Raw genomic sequence first — 16,113 nt, 5'->3', positions numbered from 1 at the left:
GTTACTGGATCACCACCTTGACGACGCCGGTGAGGGCGATCTGGGCGAGGGAGAGGGGGACGAGGAGGGTCCAGGCGAGCTTCTGGAGCTGGTCCTCGCGCAGCCGGGGGTAGGTGACGCGCAGCCAGATGACGACGAAGGCGAGGACGGCGGTCTTCAGCAGGGTCCAGACCCAGCCGAGTCCGTCGGCACCCCAGGGGCCGTGCCAGCCGCCCAGGAAGAGGACGGTGGTCAGACCGCACAGGACGACGATTCCGGCGTACTCGGCGAGGAGGAACAGGGCGAAGCGGAGGCCGGTGTACTCGGTGTACGCGCCGAAGATGATCTCCGAGTCGGCGACGGGCATGTCGAAGGGCGGGCGCTGGAGTTCGGCGAGGCCGGCCACGAAGAAGACGATCGCGCCGACGATCTGCCAGGGCAGCCACCACCACTCGAAGGCGTCCAGGATGCCGGGGATCGAGACGGTGCCGGCCGCCATCGCCACCGAGGCGGCGGTCAGGAGCATCGGCAGTTCGTAGGCGAGGAGCTGGGCGGCGGTGCGGAGGCCGCCGAGGAGGGAGAACTTGTTCGCGGACGCCCAGCCGGCCATGAGCGAGCCGAGGACGCCGACGCCCATGACGGCCAGGACGAAGAAGACGCCCGCGTCGATGACCTGGCCGACGGCTCCCTCGCCCGGGCCGATGGGGATGGCGAGCAGGACGAGGAGGTAGGGCAGGAGGGCGACGGCGGGAGCCAGCTGGAAGATTCGGCGGTCCGCGCCCGCGGGGACGACGTCCTCCTTCTGCGCGAACTTCACACCGTCGGCGATCAGCTGGGCCCAGCCGTGGAAGCCGCCGGCGTACATGGGGCCGAGGCGGCCCTGCATGTGGGCCATCACCTTGTGTTCGGTCTGACCGATGATCAGAGGGAAGGTGAGGAAGACGACGAACACGATCAGGAGTCGCAGGATGACGTCGAGCACGTCGTTCACCGCGGGCCTCCTGCCGGGTCTTCGGGGGTTTCGGGGGTTTCGGGGCTGTCGGTGGGCTGCTGGTCGTTCGCCGGTTCCGGGGTGTCGGGGGCGTCCGAGGGCTCGGGACCGTCCGCGGGGCCGGATGTGGCAGAGGGCTCGGGAGTCTCCTGAGGCTCTGAGGTTTCCGGACTGCTCGATGTCTCCGAGCTGTCGGGCGACTTGCCGCTGTCCGGTGGCTCGGGAGTCGGCAACGGTCCGGCCTCGGGCGACGGCTCGGGAGCCGGTTCCTCGAAGGCCGGGCGGGCGTGGTGCCAGGGGGCGTCCGTGCTGCGCGGGGCTCGCGAAGCCCCGCCCGGCCGGCTGTCGCCGGGTTGGGACGCGGCACGCCGGCCGACGGAGCCCTCCGATGCGCTGCGCGCCCGGCGCGGTTCCGCCGAGGTCGTCGGGGACCCGGGCTCAGTGGCCGACGGCTCCTGCTGGGTGGACGACGACTCCGCCGAGGTGGTCGGCTCCCGCTCGGTGGACGACGCCTTCGGCTCGGTGGACGACGGCTCCGCCGAGGTGGTCAGGGACCCGGGCTCGGGGGCCGGCGGCTCCGGCTCGGTGGCCGGCGGCTGGGTACCCGTCGCGGTCGCCGCTGGTTCGGCTTCGGTCGCCTGGGATTCGGTGCCGGGGGTCATGGCTTCAGGGTCGGTGGACGTCTGGCTCGCCGAGCCCTCCGCCGCTGTGCGGGTACGGCGCGGTGCGGCCGGCGGCTCGGAGGGCGTGTCACCCGTCGGGGTCTGACTGGCCGAACCCTCCGACGCCGAGCGGTCGCGACGCGGTTTCGCCGAAGCCGGAGCAGCCGACTCCCCCGGCACGGTCTGGCTCGCCGAACCCTCCGCGGCCGTCCGGGCACGGCGTGGGGCAGCCGGAGACGGAGCACCAGCGTCGCCGGAAGGGGCCGGGCCTGCCGAGCCCTCTTCCGCAGGGCGGTCGCGGTCCGGGGCGGCCGGAGACGGAGTACCCGTGTCGCCCGCAGCGGACTGGCTCGCCGAGCCCGCCGCGGCTGAGCGGTTGCGGCGCGGGGCCGTGGGGGACGGAGTACCCGCGTCACCGGCGGCGGACTGACTGGCCGAGCCCTCCGACGCCGAACGGGTCCGCCGTACCGGGCGTTCGCCTGCGGGGCGGGCGGTGCCCCGGGCCGGGCGGTCGCCTGCCGCGCGGCCGGCGCCGCGGGCCGCGGCCGGGGGGAGTTGGCCCTTCAGGGGGCCCCACTCGTTCGGGTCGGGGACGCCGGGGGGAAGCATCTGGCGGCGCTTGGGCCCGCCGTGTTCCGACTCGCCGGGTTCCTTCGCACCGGGCCAGGCCTTGGCGACGCGTGCGGCCAGGACGAAGTCCTTGCGCAGCGGATGGCCTTCGAAGTTCTCGGGCAGGAGCAGGTGGTCCAGCGCCGGGTGGCCTTCGAAGGTGATGCCGAACATCTCGTGCGTCTCGCGTTCGTGCCAGGCGGCACCAGCGTAGACGTCGACGGCCGAGGGCAGGGCGGGGGCCTCGTGCGGGACCGTCGTACGCAGGAGGAGGCGCCGGAGCGGGGACAGCGCGGCGACGTGGGCCGTGACGCGGAAGCCCGTGCCCGGTTCGTCGACCGCGCTCAGCCAGTCGAAGTACGTGCAGCCCAGCCGGTCGCGTGCGGCCTCCAAGGCGGAGATCCAGGTCGTCGGCGGTACGTCGACCGTCAGGACCTCGTACGACTCCTCGGCCGTGGCGTCCGGGCCGAAGAGTTCCTCGGCGTCGGCGGGGAGCCAGCCGACCGCGGTCATCGTCCCTCCCCCCGCGTCGCATCGGAGGCCGGGGCGGGAGCCGGCGGCTGCACCAGACCGCTCTGCAACGCCGCTGCCGAAGGACGGGCGGCGCCGCTGCCGTACCGCTCCCCCAGCGACTCGCGGGCGATCTTCTCCTGGAGCTTGAGGATGCCCTGGAGCAGCGCCTCGGGCCGGGGCGGGCAGCCGGGGACGTAGACGTCGACGGGGATGATCTGGTCGACGCCCTTGGTGACGGAGTACGAGTCCCAGTAGGGGCCGCCGCAGTTGCTGCACGCGCCGAAGGAGATGACGTACTTGGGTTCCGGCATCTGCTCGTAGAGGCGCTTCACCGCCGGCGCCATCTTGTCCGTGACCGTGCCGGACACCACCATCAGGTCGGCCTGGCGGGGGCCCGGCGCGAAGGGGATGACTCCGAGCCGGATGAAGTCGTGGCGGGCCATCGACGCGGCGATGAACTCGATCGCGCAGCAGGCGAGGCCGAAGTTGAAGACCCAGAGCGAGTAGCGGCGGCCCCAGTTGAGGATCACCTTCATCGGCTCGGGCGCGAGACGCGCGAGGGCGCCGAGCCGCTTCGGCTCCGGAAGCAGCACGGGCTCGGGGCTGGAGGGGGTCACGTCCATGCCAGCACGCCCTTCTTGTATGCGTAGAGCAGGCCCACGGCCAGGAAGCCGAGGAAGATGAACATCTCCACCAGGGTCGTCGCGCCGTAGCCGGGGGCTGCGAACACGGTCGCCCAGGGGAACAGGAAGATCGAGTCGACGGCGAAGATCACGTACAGGAAGGCGTAGACGTAGTAGCGGACCTGGGTGTGGGCCCAGCCCTCGCCGACGGGGTCGACGCCGCACTCGTACGTCAGGAGCTTCTCAGGTGTGGGGACCACGGGCCGCAGCAGACGTCCCGCCCCGAAGGCGACGGCGACGAACAGCACGCCGACGACGGCGAGCAGCCCGACGACCGAATAGGACTGGAAGTAGTCCGCCGCGACGACGGTCGTGGTGACGACGGTCGGTTCCGGCACGTCCGTCCCTCGCTCCCTGAAACTAGGACTGGATCCTGCGACGATCGATTCCGCGACTCCGGAGTACGGCCGGGAACCACGGACGCCGCCGTTCGACGATCTGTACGCACGGGAGTCTAGGCCCTGATAAAGGCAGGGTAAGCAGCCCGTCACGCCCTGGCATGCGGGGGTGGGGTTTACCTCAGTTGATCCGGGCGGTCTGCCTCATGGCGCGGCTGCCCGCCGCCGGGCACGCTAACGCATATGACCGAACGTTTTCCGTCCTCCGGCACGAGCCCGGCCACCGCGGCGGCCGGGCAGGACGACCGTCCGCCGCCGGCCCGTCTCGCCTACGACTGGCACACCTGGAAGGAGATCGCGCACCTCCTGGCGAACCTTCCGGTCGCGCTGCTCGGATTCACCTACGTCATGACGGCGCTGTTCATGAGCTTGGGGCTGACGATCACGGTGATCGGGTTCCCGCTGCTCGCGGCCGCGCTCATGGGCGCGCGGTTGCTGGGGCGGATGGAGCGGGCGAGGGCGAGGGTGCTGCTGGGGGTGCGGGTGGACGAGCCGAGCCGGCTGCCGCTGCGCGGCGCGGGCGGTCTGCTCCAGTGGCTGTGGATGTCGCTGAAGGACCCGGTGGGCTGGCGCACGGTGCTGTACGAGTCCATCCGGCTGCCGTGGGGCGTCCTCACCTTCACCATCACACTGACCTCGCTGTTCGTGCTGTGGCCCGTGCTGCCGTTCGTGGCGCGGGGCCTGGCCAATGCCGACCGGGCCATGGTGCGCGCGTTGTTGTCCCCCTCCGACGAGCTGGAGCGGCGCATCGCCGAGCTGGAGTCGGACCGGGGGGTCGTGGTCGACACGGCGGCGGCCGACCTGCGGCGCATCGAGCGGGATCTGCACGACGGGGCGCAGGCCCGACTGGTCAACCTGGCCATGGGGCTGGGCCTGGCGAAGGAGAAGGTGCTGGAAGACCCCGACGCGGCGGCGACGATGGTCGAGGAGGCGCACGGCGAGGTGAAACTGGCGCTCCAGGAGCTGCGCGACCTGGCCCGCGGCATCCACCCGGCGGTGCTGACCGACCGTGGTCTGGACGCGGCCCTGTCCGCGGTCTCCTCGCGCTGCACGGTCCCGGTCAAGGTGACGGTCGACCTGCCGGCGCGGCCGGCCGCGGCCATCGAGGGCATCGCCTACTTCACCGTCTCGGAACTGCTCCAGAACGTCAGCAAGCACAGCGCGGCGAGGTCGGCCTCGGTGGATGTGTGGCGGACGAACGACCGGCTGCTCATCCAGGTCTGGGACGACGGCCGCGGCGGCGCGAGCCTCGACGGTGGTACGGGAATGAAGGGCCTGGCCGAGCGGCTGGACGCCGTCGACGGACTCTTCGTCCTGGAGTCGCCCGAGGGCGGCCCGACGACGGTCACGGCCGAACTCCCCTGGCGCAACCGCACGGACGCCTCCGGCGCGGACAACCGCTAGGTCCGGCCACCGACCAGGTCCTGGCGCCGACCAGACCTGTCGCCGACCAGGTCCTGTCGCCGACCGGCGCGGGGCCGGTGACCGGAGACGCGGCCGAGGGCCGCAACGCGGGACCATGCCCGCAGGTACGGGGCGAAGGCCGGGCCGGTGTACAGAGGGGCGGGGCCCTGCGCTGGGTGGAAGGTCGGAGACGCGGGATCGTGGCCACACGCGCACGGGGTGAGACAGCGGCAGGCGCGGGGCCGTGGCCGCAGCGCAGGACGCAGGCGCCGGGTGGAAGCCGGGCCGGCAGCCAGAGAGGCGGGCCCGGTGGCCGGACAGGCGGACCGAGAACCGAGGACCACAGGCACGGGTCTGGTGACCACACGCGCGGGATGCAGGCCGGGAACGCGGGCCCGGCGGCCACAGACGCACGAGGTGAAGGCCTCAGGCGCGGGACTGCGGCCGCAGCGCGGGGCGCAGGCCGCATCGCAGGACGCAGCCGCAGGCGCCGGGCGAAAGCCGGGCCGGTGACCAGAGACGCGGGCCCCGTGGCCCCACACGCGAGCCGAGGGCGCCAGGCCCGGGCCTGGTGACCAACGGTGCGAAGGCCGGAGTCGCGAGCTCAGCGGCCACACACGCACGGGCCGAAGTCCCGCAGGCGCGGAACCGGTGGCCACACACGCACGGGCCCAAGTCCGCAGGCGCGGGCCCGGTGGACACACACGCACAAAGTGACAGCCGCAGGCCCGCAACCGTGGCCGCAGCGCAGGACGAAAGCCCCAGACGCCCGGGCGAAGGCCACAGCCGCCCGGCCCGTAGGCGCACGCGCGAGGTAGGGAAAACCCCCCGTCCAAGACGCCGACGGACTCCATGGTCCGCCGACCTGCGGCGGAGCAGGGTGGAGGTACGAGGGAACAGCCGCAGGACGAGGAGAAGGACGGCGCCGATGGCCACGGAGTACGGACAGGGATACGGGCTCGACGGCAGGCCCGGGTTCCCCGGGAGCACCGAGCGGCGGCACCGGCTGCCCGCCGCGCTGCGGGCGCCGGTCGAGGGCCGCACCTGGCGCGAGCTCGGCTATGTGCTGCTCAGCCTGCCGATCAGCATCCTGCTGTTCACCTACGCGGTCACGATGGTGTCGCTGGGGGCGGGCCTGCTGGTGACGTTCCTCGGCATACCGGTGCTGGCGGCGGCGCTCGCCGGGTGCCGTGGCCTCGGGGCGCTGGAGCGGCTGCGGGCGCGGGCGCTGCTGGGCATGGACGTGGCCGAGCCGGAGCCGCTGCGGATGAAGAAGCCCGGCGCCATGGCCTGGATGGGGGCCGTCCTCAAGAGCGGCGCGTCGTGGCGGGCCCTGCTGTACGCGGCGCTGCACCTGCCGTGGGCGGTGTTCTCCTTCGTCGTCGCCGTGAACGTCTGGGCGCTGGGCTGGGCGCTGCTGACGTACCCGGTGTGGTTCTGGGTGTTCCCCATGTACGGCGGGCAGGACGGGATGCAGCTGTACGGCGACGAGACGCACCGGGTCTACCTGGACAACCCCTTCGAGATCACGGTGACCGCGCTGGTGGGTCTGCTGTTCACGATCGCCACGCCGTGGATCGTACGGGCGCTGACGATGGTGGACCGGCTGCTGGTGCACGGGCTGCTCGGGCCGTCGCGGCTGGCCTCGCGGGTGGTGGAGCTGGAGTCGGACCGGGGCGTCGTGGTCGACACGGCGGCGGCCGACCTGCGGCGCATCGAGCGGGATCTGCACGACGGCGCACAGGCGCGGCTGGTGGCACTGGCCATGGATCTGGGGATGGCGAAGGAGAAGCTCCACGAGGATCCGGAGGAGGCCGCGCGGATGGTGGACGAGGCGCACGGCGAGGTGAAGACGGCTTTGCAGGAGCTGCGGGACCTGGCCCGGGGCATCCACCCGGCGGTGCTGACGGACCGGGGGCTGGACGCGGCGCTGTCAGCGGTGGCGTCGCGGTGCACCGTGCCGGTGCAGGTCGAGGTCGACCTGGCGGAGCGGCCGGCGCCGGCCATCGAGGGGATCGCGTACTTCACGGTGTCGGAGCTGCTCCAGAACGTCAGCAAGCACGCGCGGGCCACCCAGGCCGGCGTGGAGGTGTGGCGGACGGAGAACCGGCTGATGCTCCAGGTCGTGGACAACGGCGTGGGCGGGGCCGACACATCCCGGGGGTCGGGGCTGGCAGGGCTGGCGGAGCGGCTCGACGCGGTGGACGGGATCCTGGTGGTGGACTCGCCGACGGGCGGGCCGACCCGGGTGACCGCGGAGTTGCCGTGGCGGGGCGCGCACGTGGGGTGAGCCGACCTTCGGCTTGGGGCGAGGGGTGGCAGGGGCTGAGCCCTGCCACCCCCTGCCGGTTGTGCCCGGCCTGGGTCTCTCCCCCGGACTGACGGTTGTGCCCGGCCTGGGTCTCTCCCCCGGACTCACGGTTGCGCTCGGCCGGGTCTCTCCCCCCGGCCCCTCGGCCTTGGCCCGCCCCACTACCCGCGAGCCCGCACCACCACCTGCGAACCCGCCCCACCACCCGCAAGCCTCCCCAGCCCCCGAATCGCCGGATCCGCCGGACAACAAGCCTGTCCGCCCCCATCCGGCGCCCGATCCTGAAATGCTGGACCCGTCGCACGGGTGGGCGCGGGGCCGTTGTGGGCTGCGGACGGGCGACATGGGGCTGTGGGGGCCGAACATCGTGGAGGACAGGGTGCGGGTGGTCATCGCCGAGGATTCGGTGCTGCTCAGGGAGGGCCTGACCCGGTTGCTGACCGACCGGGGGCACGACGTCGTCGCCGGTGTCGGTGACGGCGAGGCTCTGATCAAGACCATCACGGAGCTGGACGCGCAGAGCGAGCTGCCGGACGTCGTGGTCGCCGATGTGCGGATGCCGCCCACGCACACCGACGAGGGGGTGCGGGCCGCGGTGCAGCTGCGCAAGGCGCACCCGGGGCTCGGCGTGCTGGTGCTGTCCCAGTACGTTGAGGAGCGCTACGCCACGGAGCTGCTCGCGGGGTCCAGCCGGGGCGTCGGCTATCTGCTGAAGGACCGCGTGGCCGAGGTGCGTGAGTTCGTGGACGCGGTGGTGCGGGTGGCCGAGGGCGGGACGGCCCTCGACCCGGAGGTCGTCGCGCAGCTGCTGGGCCGCAGCCGTAAGCAGGACGTGCTCGCGAGGCTGACCCCGCGGGAGCGTGAGGTGCTGGAGCTGATGGCCGAGGGGCGGACGAACTCGGCGATCGCCCGGCAGCTCGTGGTCAGCGACGGGGCGGTCGAGAAGCACGTCAGCAACATCTTCCTGAAGCTGGGGCTCTCCCAGAGCGAGGGGGACCACCGCCGGGTGCTGGCCGTCCTGACGTACCTGAATTCCTGACCGGCCGACCAGTCCCCGACCGAACCACCGGGCGGGTCCGGAGCGTCTTGGAGGGCAGCAGCGGGGATCGGAAAACAGGACGAATCAGGCCGCGCGATCGTCTCAAAGTCGTGTCCAACATGCGAATGACCCGAGGAAGGCGACCCTTGCGGTCGTAGTGTTGATCCTGGGAATGCCTCCGGGAAGGCCTTCCCGGACAGCCACCTCGAGGGAGGTCCAGTTCAGTGACCAGCCAGGTCAGTAGCCCAGCGGAGCAGGCCGACGAAGCAGTCGTAGGAGAGCAGCGCAAAGCGACGGACGCGAAGGACGTTCGTCGCCTCGACCGGGTGATCATCAGGTTCGCGGGGGACTCGGGTGACGGTATGCAGCTCACCGGTGACCGTTTCACCTCGGAGACCGCGTCGTTCGGCAACGACCTGTCGACGCTGCCGAACTTCCCGGCCGAGATCCGCGCGCCCGCCGGGACCCTGCCGGGTGTGTCGTCCTTCCAGCTGCACTTCGCGGACCATGACATCCTCACGCCCGGTGACGCGCCGAACGTGCTGGTGGCGATGAACCCGGCCGCGCTGAAGGCGAACATCGGCGACCTGCCGCGCGGGGCGGAGGTGATCGTCAACACGGACGAGTTCACCAAGCGGGCGATGCAGAAGGTCGGCTACGACACCAGTCCGCTGGAGGACGGGTCACTGGACGGCTACCAGGTCCACCCCGTGCCGCTGACCACGCTCACCGTCGAGGCGCTGAAGGAGTTCGACCTCACCCGCAAGGAGGCCGAGCGCAGCAAGAACATGTTCGCGCTGGGCCTTCTGAGCTGGATGTACCACCGGCCCACCGAGGGCACGGAGAGATTCCTCCGCTCGAAGTTCGCCAAGAAACCCGACATCGCTGCGGCCAACATCGCCGCATTCCGTGCCGGCTGGAACTTCGGCGAGACCACCGAGGACTTCGCCGTCTCCTACGAGGTCGCCCCGGCGGCCACCGCGTTCCCGCCCGGTATCTACCGCAACATCTCCGGCAACCTGGCGCTGTCCTACGGCCTGATCGCCGCGTCCCGGCAGGCGGATCTGCCGCTGTACCTGGGCTCGTACCCGATCACGCCGGCGTCGGACATCCTGCACGAGCTGTCCAAGCACAAGAATTTCGGGGTGCGGACCTTCCAGGCCGAGGACGAGATCGCCGGGATCGGGGCGGCTCTGGGGGCGGCCTTCGGCGGTTCGCTGGCCGTGACCACGACCTCCGGGCCGGGTGTGGCGCTGAAGTCGGAGACCATCGGTCTGGCGGTGTCGCTGGAGCTGCCGTTGCTGGTGGTGGACATCCAGCGTGGTGGCCCGTCGACCGGTCTGCCCACCAAGACCGAGCAGGCCGACCTGTTGCAAGCGATGTTCGGGCGTAACGGTGAGGCGCCGGTGCCGATCGTCGCGCCCCGTACGCCGGCGGACTGCTTCGAGGCGGCGCTGGAGGCGGCGCGGATCGCGCTGACCTACCGGACCCCGGTGTTCCTCCTCTCCGACGGTTACCTGGCCAACGGCTCCGAGCCGTGGCGCATCCCGGATCTGGAGGAGCTGCCGGATCTGCGGGTGCAGTTCGCGCAAGGCCCCAACCACACCCTCGACGACGGCACGGAGGTGTTCTGGCCGTACAAGCGGGATCCGCAGACGCTGGCGCGGCCGTGGGCGATCCCGGGCACGCCGGGTCTGGAGCACCGGATCGGGGGCATCGAGAAGGAGGACGGCACGGGCAACATCTCCTACGCCCCGGCCAACCACGACTTCATGGTGCGCACCCGGCAGGCGAAGGTGGACGGCATCGAGGTTCCCGACCTCGACGTGGACGACCCGCACGAGGCCAGGACCCTCGTCCTCGGCTGGGGATCGACGTACGGGCCGATCACGGCCGCGGTGCGGCGGCTGCGCCGGGCCGGGGAGTCGATCGCGCAGGCCCACCTGCGCCACCTCAACCCCTTCCCGAAGAACCTGGGCGCGGTCCTCGAGCGTTACGACAAGGTGGTGATCCCCGAGATGAACCTCGGGCAGCTCGCCACGCTCATCCGGGCGAAGTACCTGGTCGACGCCCACTCGTACACCCAGGTCAACGGTATGCCGTTCAAGGCGGAGCAGCTCGCCACGGCTCTGAAGGAGGCCATCGATGGCTGAGACGTCCACACAAGGCACGGGCACCATCGAGGCGCTTTCCCTCGTCCCCAAGGCCGAGGGCAGGCAGTCGATGAAGGACTTCAAGTCCGATCAGGAGGTGCGTTGGTGCCCCGGCTGCGGTGACTACGCCATCCTCGCCGCGGTGCAGGGCTTCATGCCCGAGCTGGGACTGGCGAAGGAGAACATCGTCTTCGTCTCGGGCATCGGCTGCTCCTCCCGCTTCCCGTACTACATGAACACCTACGGGATGCACTCCATCCACGGCCGCGCCCCCGCCATCGCCACCGGCCTCGCCTCCTCGCGCCGCGACCTGTCGGTGTGGGTCGTCACGGGTGACGGCGACGCGCTGTCCATCGGCGGCAACCACCTCATCCACGCCCTGCGCCGCAACGTCAACCTCAAGATCCTGCTGTTCAACAACCGGATCTACGGCCTGACCAAGGGCCAGTACTCCCCGACCTCCGAAGTCGGCAAGATCACCAAATCGACGCCGATGGGCTCGCTGGACGCGCCCTTCAACCCCGTCTCCCTGGCGATCGGCGCGGAGGCGTCGTTCGTGGCGCGGACGGTCGACTCCGACCGCAAGCACCTGACGGAGGTGCTGCGCCAGGCCTCCGCCCACCAGGGCACGGCCCTCATCGAGATCTACCAGAACTGCAACATCTTCAACGACGGCGCCTTCGACGCCCTGAAGGACAAGCAGCAGGCCGAGGAGGCCGTGATCCGGCTGGAGCACGGCAAGCCGATCCGCTTCGGCAGCGACCTGGCCAAGGGTGTCGTCCGGGACCCGGTGACCGGTGATCTGAAGGTGGTGGCGGTGACGCCGGACAACGAGGACCAAGTGCTCGTCCACGACGCGCACGCCGAGTCCCCGACCACGGCGTTCGCGCTGTCCCGCCTCGCCGACCCGGACACCCTGCACCACACCCCGATCGGTGTGCTGCGCTCCGTCGACCGGCCCGTGTACGACACGCAGATGGCCGACCAGCTGGACAACGCGATCGAACAGCACGGCAAGGGCGACCTGGCCGCGCTGCTGGCGGGCGGCGACACCTGGACGGTCGTCGGCTGATCATCCCTTGGGACAGCGAGGCCCGGGACCGTCTCAGGACGCGGCCCGGGCCTCGTCGTATGCCCGGCGGGCCTTCTCCACGTCGTCCATGCGCCGGTCCGTCCACCGCGACAGGGCCCGCACCTGCTCGGCGGCCTCGCGGCCGAGGTCGGTGAGGGAGTAGTCGACGCGGGGCGGGATCACGGGCTTGGCGTCGCGGTGGACGAGGCCGTCGCGCTCCAGGGTCTGGAGCGTCTGCGTGAGCATCTTCTCGCTGACGCCCCGGCCCCCGTAGTCGCTGATCGCCCGGCGCAGCTCGCTGAACCGGTAGGAGCGGTCCAGCAGCTCGATCAGCACGAGCACGCCCCAGCGGCTGGTGACGTGTTCCAGCACCAGCCGGTTCGGGCACAGGGCCTCATCATCACTTACTGCCATGCCAGTACCTTACTTCAAAGTGGGTACTTTCCAAGAGTTAGCGCTCCCCCTAGGGTTAGTGCCACGCACCCCACAAGGAGAGTCATCACCATGAGCATCGTCGTCACCGGAGCCACCGGAAACCTCGGCCGTCACGTCGTGGAGCAGCTGCTGGAGAAGGTCCCGGCCGAGCAGATCACCGCGGTCGTCCGCAACACGGAGAAGGCCGCCGACTTCGCGGAGCGCGGTGTGAAGATCGCGCTGGCCGACTACAACGCGCCCGCGTCCTTCGACGGCCTCTTCTCCGCCGGTGACAAGGTGCTGCTGGTCTCGGGCAACGAGTTCGACAAGGGCCGGGTGCAGCAGCACAAGGTCGTCATCGACGCCGCCAAGGCGGCCGGTGTGGCCCTGCTCGCCTACACCAGCGCCCCGGGCACGCTGACCGCCGCACTCGCCGACGACCACCGCGGGACCGAGGAGCTGCTGCTGGACTCCGGCGTGCCCTACACCCTGCTGCGCAACGGCTGGTACCACGAGAACTACACCGAGAACCTCGCCCCGGTGCTGGAGCACAACGCGGTCGTGGCCGCCGCCGGCGAGGGCAAGGTCTCCTCCGCCGCCCGCGCCGACTACGCCGCTGCCGCCGCCGCCGTGCTGACCGGCGAGGGGCACGAGAACAAGACCTACGAGCTGGGTGGCGACACCGCGTGGAGCTTCGCCGAGTACGCGGCCGAGCTGAGCCGTCAGACCGGCAAGGAGATCACCTACAACCCGGTCTCGACCGACGTGCTCACCGGAATCCTGACCGGCGCCGGCCTGCCCGAGCCGCTGGCGCAGACGCTCGCGGGCGTGGACGCCTCCATCGAGAAGGGCGAGCTGGTCGTCTCCACCGGCGATCTGTCCCGGCTGACCGGCCGTCCGACCACCCCGTTCTCCGAGGCCATCACCGCGGCGCTCAAGGGCTGAACTCCCCCGGCGGGCCCTTGAGCCGCCCCGCCCCCGGCTGTCATGACCGTATAACGATACGGGCATGACAGCCGGGGGCGCTCGGCGTTACCGTCGTGAACGCGGAACACACGTACGGAGGAGGGGCCCGTGAGCGGCAAGCCGAGAGGTGAGCGGCACATAGGACTGCTGAACGGCTTCGCGGCCTACGGGATGTGGGGCCTCGTCCCGCTGTTCTGGCCGCTGCTGAAACCCGCCGGGGCGCTGGAGATCCTGGCCCACCGGATGGTGTGGTCGCTGGTCTTCGTGGGCGCCGCCCTGCTCGTGCTGCGCCGCTGGGCCTGGGCCGGAGAGCTGCTGCGGCAGCCGCGCAGGCTGGGCCTCGTCGCGGTCGCCGCGACCTTCATCACCATCAACTGGGGCCTGTACATCTGGTCCGTGAACTCCGGGCACGTCGTCGAGGCCTCGCTCGGGTACTTCATCAACCCGCTGGTCACCATCGCGATGGGTGTGCTGCTGCTGAAGGAGCGGCTGCGGCCGGTGCAGTGGGTGGCGGTCGGGACCGGCGGCGCGGCGGTCGTCGTGCTGACCGTCGGCTACGGCCGGCCCCCGTGGATCTCGCTCGGCCTCGCCTTCTCCTTCGCCACGTACGGGCTGGTGAAGAAGAAGCTGAACCTCGGCGGCGTGGAGTCGCTGGCCGCCGAGACCGTGGTCCAGTTCCTGCCCGCGCTCGGCTTCCTGGTGTGGCTGACCGCGCGGGGCGATTCCACGTTCACCACCGAGGGCGCGGGGCACGCGGCGCTGCTCGCCTCGGCCGGGATCGTCACCGCGCTGCCCCTGGTCTGCTTCGGCGCGGCCGCCATCCGCGTGCCCCTGTCCACGATCGGCCTGTTGCAGTACCTGACGCCGGTCTTCCAGTTCCTGCTCGGCGTCTTCTACTTCGGCGAGGCGATGCCGCCGGAGCGCTGGGCCGGGTTCGCGCTGGTCTGGCTGGCACTGTCACTGCTCACCTGGGACGCCCTGCGCACCGCCCGCCGGGCCTCCCGCGCACTCACCACCGAGAGCAGCGCGCCCAGCACCACCAGCACCACCGGCACGATCAGCGCCACCCGGAACGCCGACAGCGTGGCCTCGGGGCCGGACCCGGTGGACGCCAGACCGTAGACCGCGGTCACCGCCGCGATGCCGATCGCGGAGCCGAACTGCGTGGCGGTGGTCAGCAGCCCACCGGCCAGACCCTGCTCCGACTCGGTGACCCCGTCCGTGGCCGCGATCATCAGCGGCCCGGCGGCCAGGGCGAAGGCGAGGCCCGAGAGGAACAGGGTGGGGAACATCGCGGCGTAGGACCAGTCCATGCCGACCGGCAGGAACAGCGCGTACCCGATCACGGCCAGGACGAAGCCTCCGACGATCACCTGGGCGTTGCCGAAGCGGGCGACCAGTCTCGGGGTCAGCGTCGGGGCGAGGACGGCGTCGACGCCCATGACGATCAGGGCCACCGCCGTCATGAGGGGCGACCAGCCACGCAGCTCCTGGAGGTAGAGCGTGACGACGAACTGGAAGCCGAAGAAGGCGCCGAGGAAGAGCAGCGCTCCCAGGTCGGCGCGCACGACCGGACCCTGGCGCAGGATGCCGAGGCGGACGAGCGGATCCGGGTTGCGGCGTTCGACCACGACGAAGACACCGGCCAGGGCGAGCGACGCGAGACCGGAGACCACGGTGAGCGGCCAGTCGTGCAGGCCGTGCTCGAGGCGTATGACGGTGTAGGCGGCGAGCAGCATGGCGCCGGCGGCGGTGAACACGCCGGGCAGGTCGAACCCGCGCCGGCGCGCCGGCGGGCCGTCCTGCCGGGGCACCAGGCGTACGGCCGCGACCAGCAGCGCGGCGGCCAGCAGCACCGGCGCGAAGAACACCCAACGCCAGCCGAGCTCGGTGAGCAGACCGCCGATGACCAGGCCGAGCGAGAAGCCGGCGGCGCCCGTTCCGGCGTAGACCAGCAGCGCCTTGTTGCGTTTCGGGCCTTCCTCGTACGAGGTCGTGATCAGGGAGAGCGCGGCCGGGGTCATGAACGCGGCGGCGACGCCCGTGGCGAACCGGGCGACGACCAGCATCCAGCCCTCGGTCGCGAAGCCGCCGAGTCCCGAGAAGGCGAGGAAGACGGTCAGCCAGAGGAGGAACATCCGCCGCCGGCCGAGCAGGTCGGCCGCGCGGCCGCCGAGCAGCGTGAAGCCGGCGTAACCGAGCACATAGCCGCTCATCACCCAGGCCGCGGTGTCGGTGGCCAGCCCGAGGTCGGCGCGGATGGCAGGGATCGCCACCGCCATCATCGCGACATCGATGCCTTCGAGGAAGATCGTTCCGCAGAGGACGAACAGCAGCGCCCAGGCACGGGTGCCCATGAGTCAACACTCCTCTTGTCAGAATCGGTTACGCAAGCGGGGGTCGGTTCCCTCTTGTAACCGCGACCACTCTGCGGCAGCATCGACAGACATGGAAGCAGGCACTTCGAAGTCACCGAGTAACTGCGAGAGCACCGTGGACCACGGCGACGCCGACCCCTTCCAGTGGGACACCCGCGAGGACTGCCAGGTCCGGCAGATCCTCGACCGGATCGCCGACAAGTGGTCCCTGCTCGTCATCGCGCTGCTGGAGAACCGGCGGCTGCGCTTCACCGAGCTGCGCCGGGAGATCGACGGGGTCAGCCAGCGGATGCTGACGGTGACCCTGCGGTCGCTGGAGCGGGACGGCCTGGTGAAGCGGACGGTGCACCCGGTGGTGCCGCCGCGGGTCGAGTACGAACTGACCTCCCTCGGCAGGACGCTGCACACCACCGTCCAGTCCCTGGTGACCTGGACGGAACGGCACCAGGAGGAGATCGCGGCGGCCCGCAGCGCGTACGACGCCCGCGAGGCACAGACACGGGGCGCGGAGGCCACGGCGTCCTAGCGGACCGCGGGGCTA

13 protein-coding genes and 1 pseudogene are annotated in these 16,113 nt (G+C 71.2%); 8 read left to right on the top strand and 6 right to left on the bottom strand.

What is annotated here, in order from left to right; translation table 11 throughout:
* Window position 1: 1 nt before the first annotated feature.
* The 4 genes from QC385_RS07855 to QC385_RS07840 are packed head-to-tail and all read right to left on the bottom strand — an operon-like array spanning window position 2 to window position 3,775.
* Entirely contained in the window at window positions 2-970 is a 969-nt protein-coding gene (locus tag QC385_RS07855; RefSeq protein WP_279540552.1) for a complex I subunit 1/NuoH family protein, read from the bottom strand.
* Entirely contained in the window at window positions 967-2,754 is a 1,788-nt protein-coding gene (locus QC385_RS07850; protein WP_279540551.1) for an NADH-quinone oxidoreductase subunit C, read from the bottom strand. The genes QC385_RS07855 and QC385_RS07850 overlap by 4 nt, the downstream gene beginning before the upstream one ends.
* Window positions 2,751-3,377 carry an NADH-quinone oxidoreductase subunit B gene (locus QC385_RS07845; protein ID WP_279540550.1) on the bottom strand — a complete coding sequence of 209 codons (627 nt, stop codon included), beginning with the start codon at window positions 3,375-3,377 and terminating at the stop codon, window positions 2,751-2,753. Before QC385_RS07845 ends, QC385_RS07850 begins: the two co-directional genes overlap by 4 nt.
* Window positions 3,368-3,775: an NADH-quinone oxidoreductase subunit A gene (locus QC385_RS07840; RefSeq protein WP_010041427.1), complete on the bottom strand. Its 408-nt coding sequence runs from the start codon at window positions 3,773-3,775 to the stop codon at window positions 3,368-3,370. The genes QC385_RS07845 and QC385_RS07840 overlap by 10 nt, the downstream gene beginning before the upstream one ends.
* Before the next feature lie 243 nt (window positions 3,776-4,018).
* Here QC385_RS07840 and QC385_RS07835 point away from each other — a divergent pair, with 243 nt between their 5' ends.
* The 5 genes from QC385_RS07835 (at window position 4,019) to QC385_RS07815 (ending at window position 11,814) form a co-directional block, all read left to right on the top strand.
* The gene (locus QC385_RS07835; protein ID WP_279540549.1) at window positions 4,019-5,239 is read left to right on the top strand and encodes a sensor histidine kinase; all 1,221 of its coding nucleotides are present in this window, start codon (window positions 4,019-4,021) and stop codon (window positions 5,237-5,239) included.
* A gap of 928 nt (window positions 5,240-6,167) precedes the next feature.
* Complete coding sequence (locus tag QC385_RS07830) at window positions 6,168-7,529, top strand: sensor histidine kinase (RefSeq protein ID WP_279540548.1); 1,362 nt, start codon at window positions 6,168-6,170, stop codon at window positions 7,527-7,529.
* A gap of 364 nt (window positions 7,530-7,893) precedes the next feature.
* Window positions 7,894-8,589 carry a response regulator transcription factor gene (locus tag QC385_RS07825; RefSeq protein WP_279540547.1) on the top strand — a complete coding sequence of 232 codons (696 nt, stop codon included), beginning with the start codon at window positions 7,894-7,896 and terminating at the stop codon, window positions 8,587-8,589.
* Between the two features lie 224 nt (window positions 8,590-8,813).
* A complete protein-coding gene (locus tag QC385_RS07820) occupies window positions 8,814-10,742 on the top strand; it encodes a 2-oxoacid:acceptor oxidoreductase subunit alpha (protein ID WP_279540546.1) in 1,929 nt (642 codons plus the stop codon).
* A complete protein-coding gene (locus QC385_RS07815) occupies window positions 10,735-11,814 on the top strand; it encodes a 2-oxoacid:ferredoxin oxidoreductase subunit beta (protein ID WP_150482489.1) in 1,080 nt (359 codons plus the stop codon). The genes QC385_RS07820 and QC385_RS07815 overlap by 8 nt, the downstream gene beginning before the upstream one ends.
* A 33-nt stretch (window positions 11,815-11,847) precedes the next feature.
* On the opposite strand, the gene QC385_RS07810 is transcribed toward QC385_RS07815, so the two are convergent.
* Window positions 11,848-12,228, bottom strand: coding sequence for a winged helix-turn-helix transcriptional regulator (locus QC385_RS07810; RefSeq protein ID WP_279540545.1), 381 nt, complete (start codon window positions 12,226-12,228; stop codon window positions 11,848-11,850).
* Window positions 12,229-12,318: 90 nt separating this feature from the next.
* Here QC385_RS07810 and QC385_RS07805 point away from each other — a divergent pair, with 90 nt between their 5' ends.
* Together QC385_RS07805 and rarD are read left to right on the top strand one after the other, a co-directional pair.
* Window positions 12,319-13,173, top strand: a complete 855-nt coding sequence (locus QC385_RS07805) for an SDR family oxidoreductase (RefSeq protein ID WP_279540544.1) — start codon at window positions 12,319-12,321, stop codon at window positions 13,171-13,173.
* Window positions 13,174-13,365: 192 nt separating this feature from the next.
* Window positions 13,366-14,103, top strand: a pseudogene (gene rarD / locus QC385_RS07800) (EamA family transporter RarD); the annotation flags it as partial.
* Here the strand turns inward: rarD and QC385_RS07795 are convergent.
* Window positions 14,088-15,551 (bottom strand): MFS transporter, encoded by a 1,464-nt coding sequence (locus tag QC385_RS07795; protein ID WP_279540543.1) that lies wholly within the window; start codon window positions 15,549-15,551, stop codon window positions 14,088-14,090. The pseudogene rarD and the gene QC385_RS07795 overlap by 16 nt on opposite strands.
* A 91-nt stretch (window positions 15,552-15,642) precedes the next feature.
* Here QC385_RS07795 and QC385_RS07790 point away from each other — a divergent pair, with 91 nt between their 5' ends.
* Entirely contained in the window at window positions 15,643-16,098 is a 456-nt protein-coding gene (locus tag QC385_RS07790) for a winged helix-turn-helix transcriptional regulator (protein ID WP_279540542.1), read from the top strand.
* The last annotated feature ends 15 nt before the right edge of the window (window positions 16,099-16,113 follow it).

Origin of the sequence: Streptomyces sp. DH10 (genome assembly GCF_029813805.1) — a bacterium.
GTDB lineage: Bacteria > Actinomycetota > Actinomycetes > Streptomycetales > Streptomycetaceae > Streptomyces > Streptomyces coeruleofuscus.
This window is presented reverse-complemented; position numbering and strand designations above follow the sequence as displayed.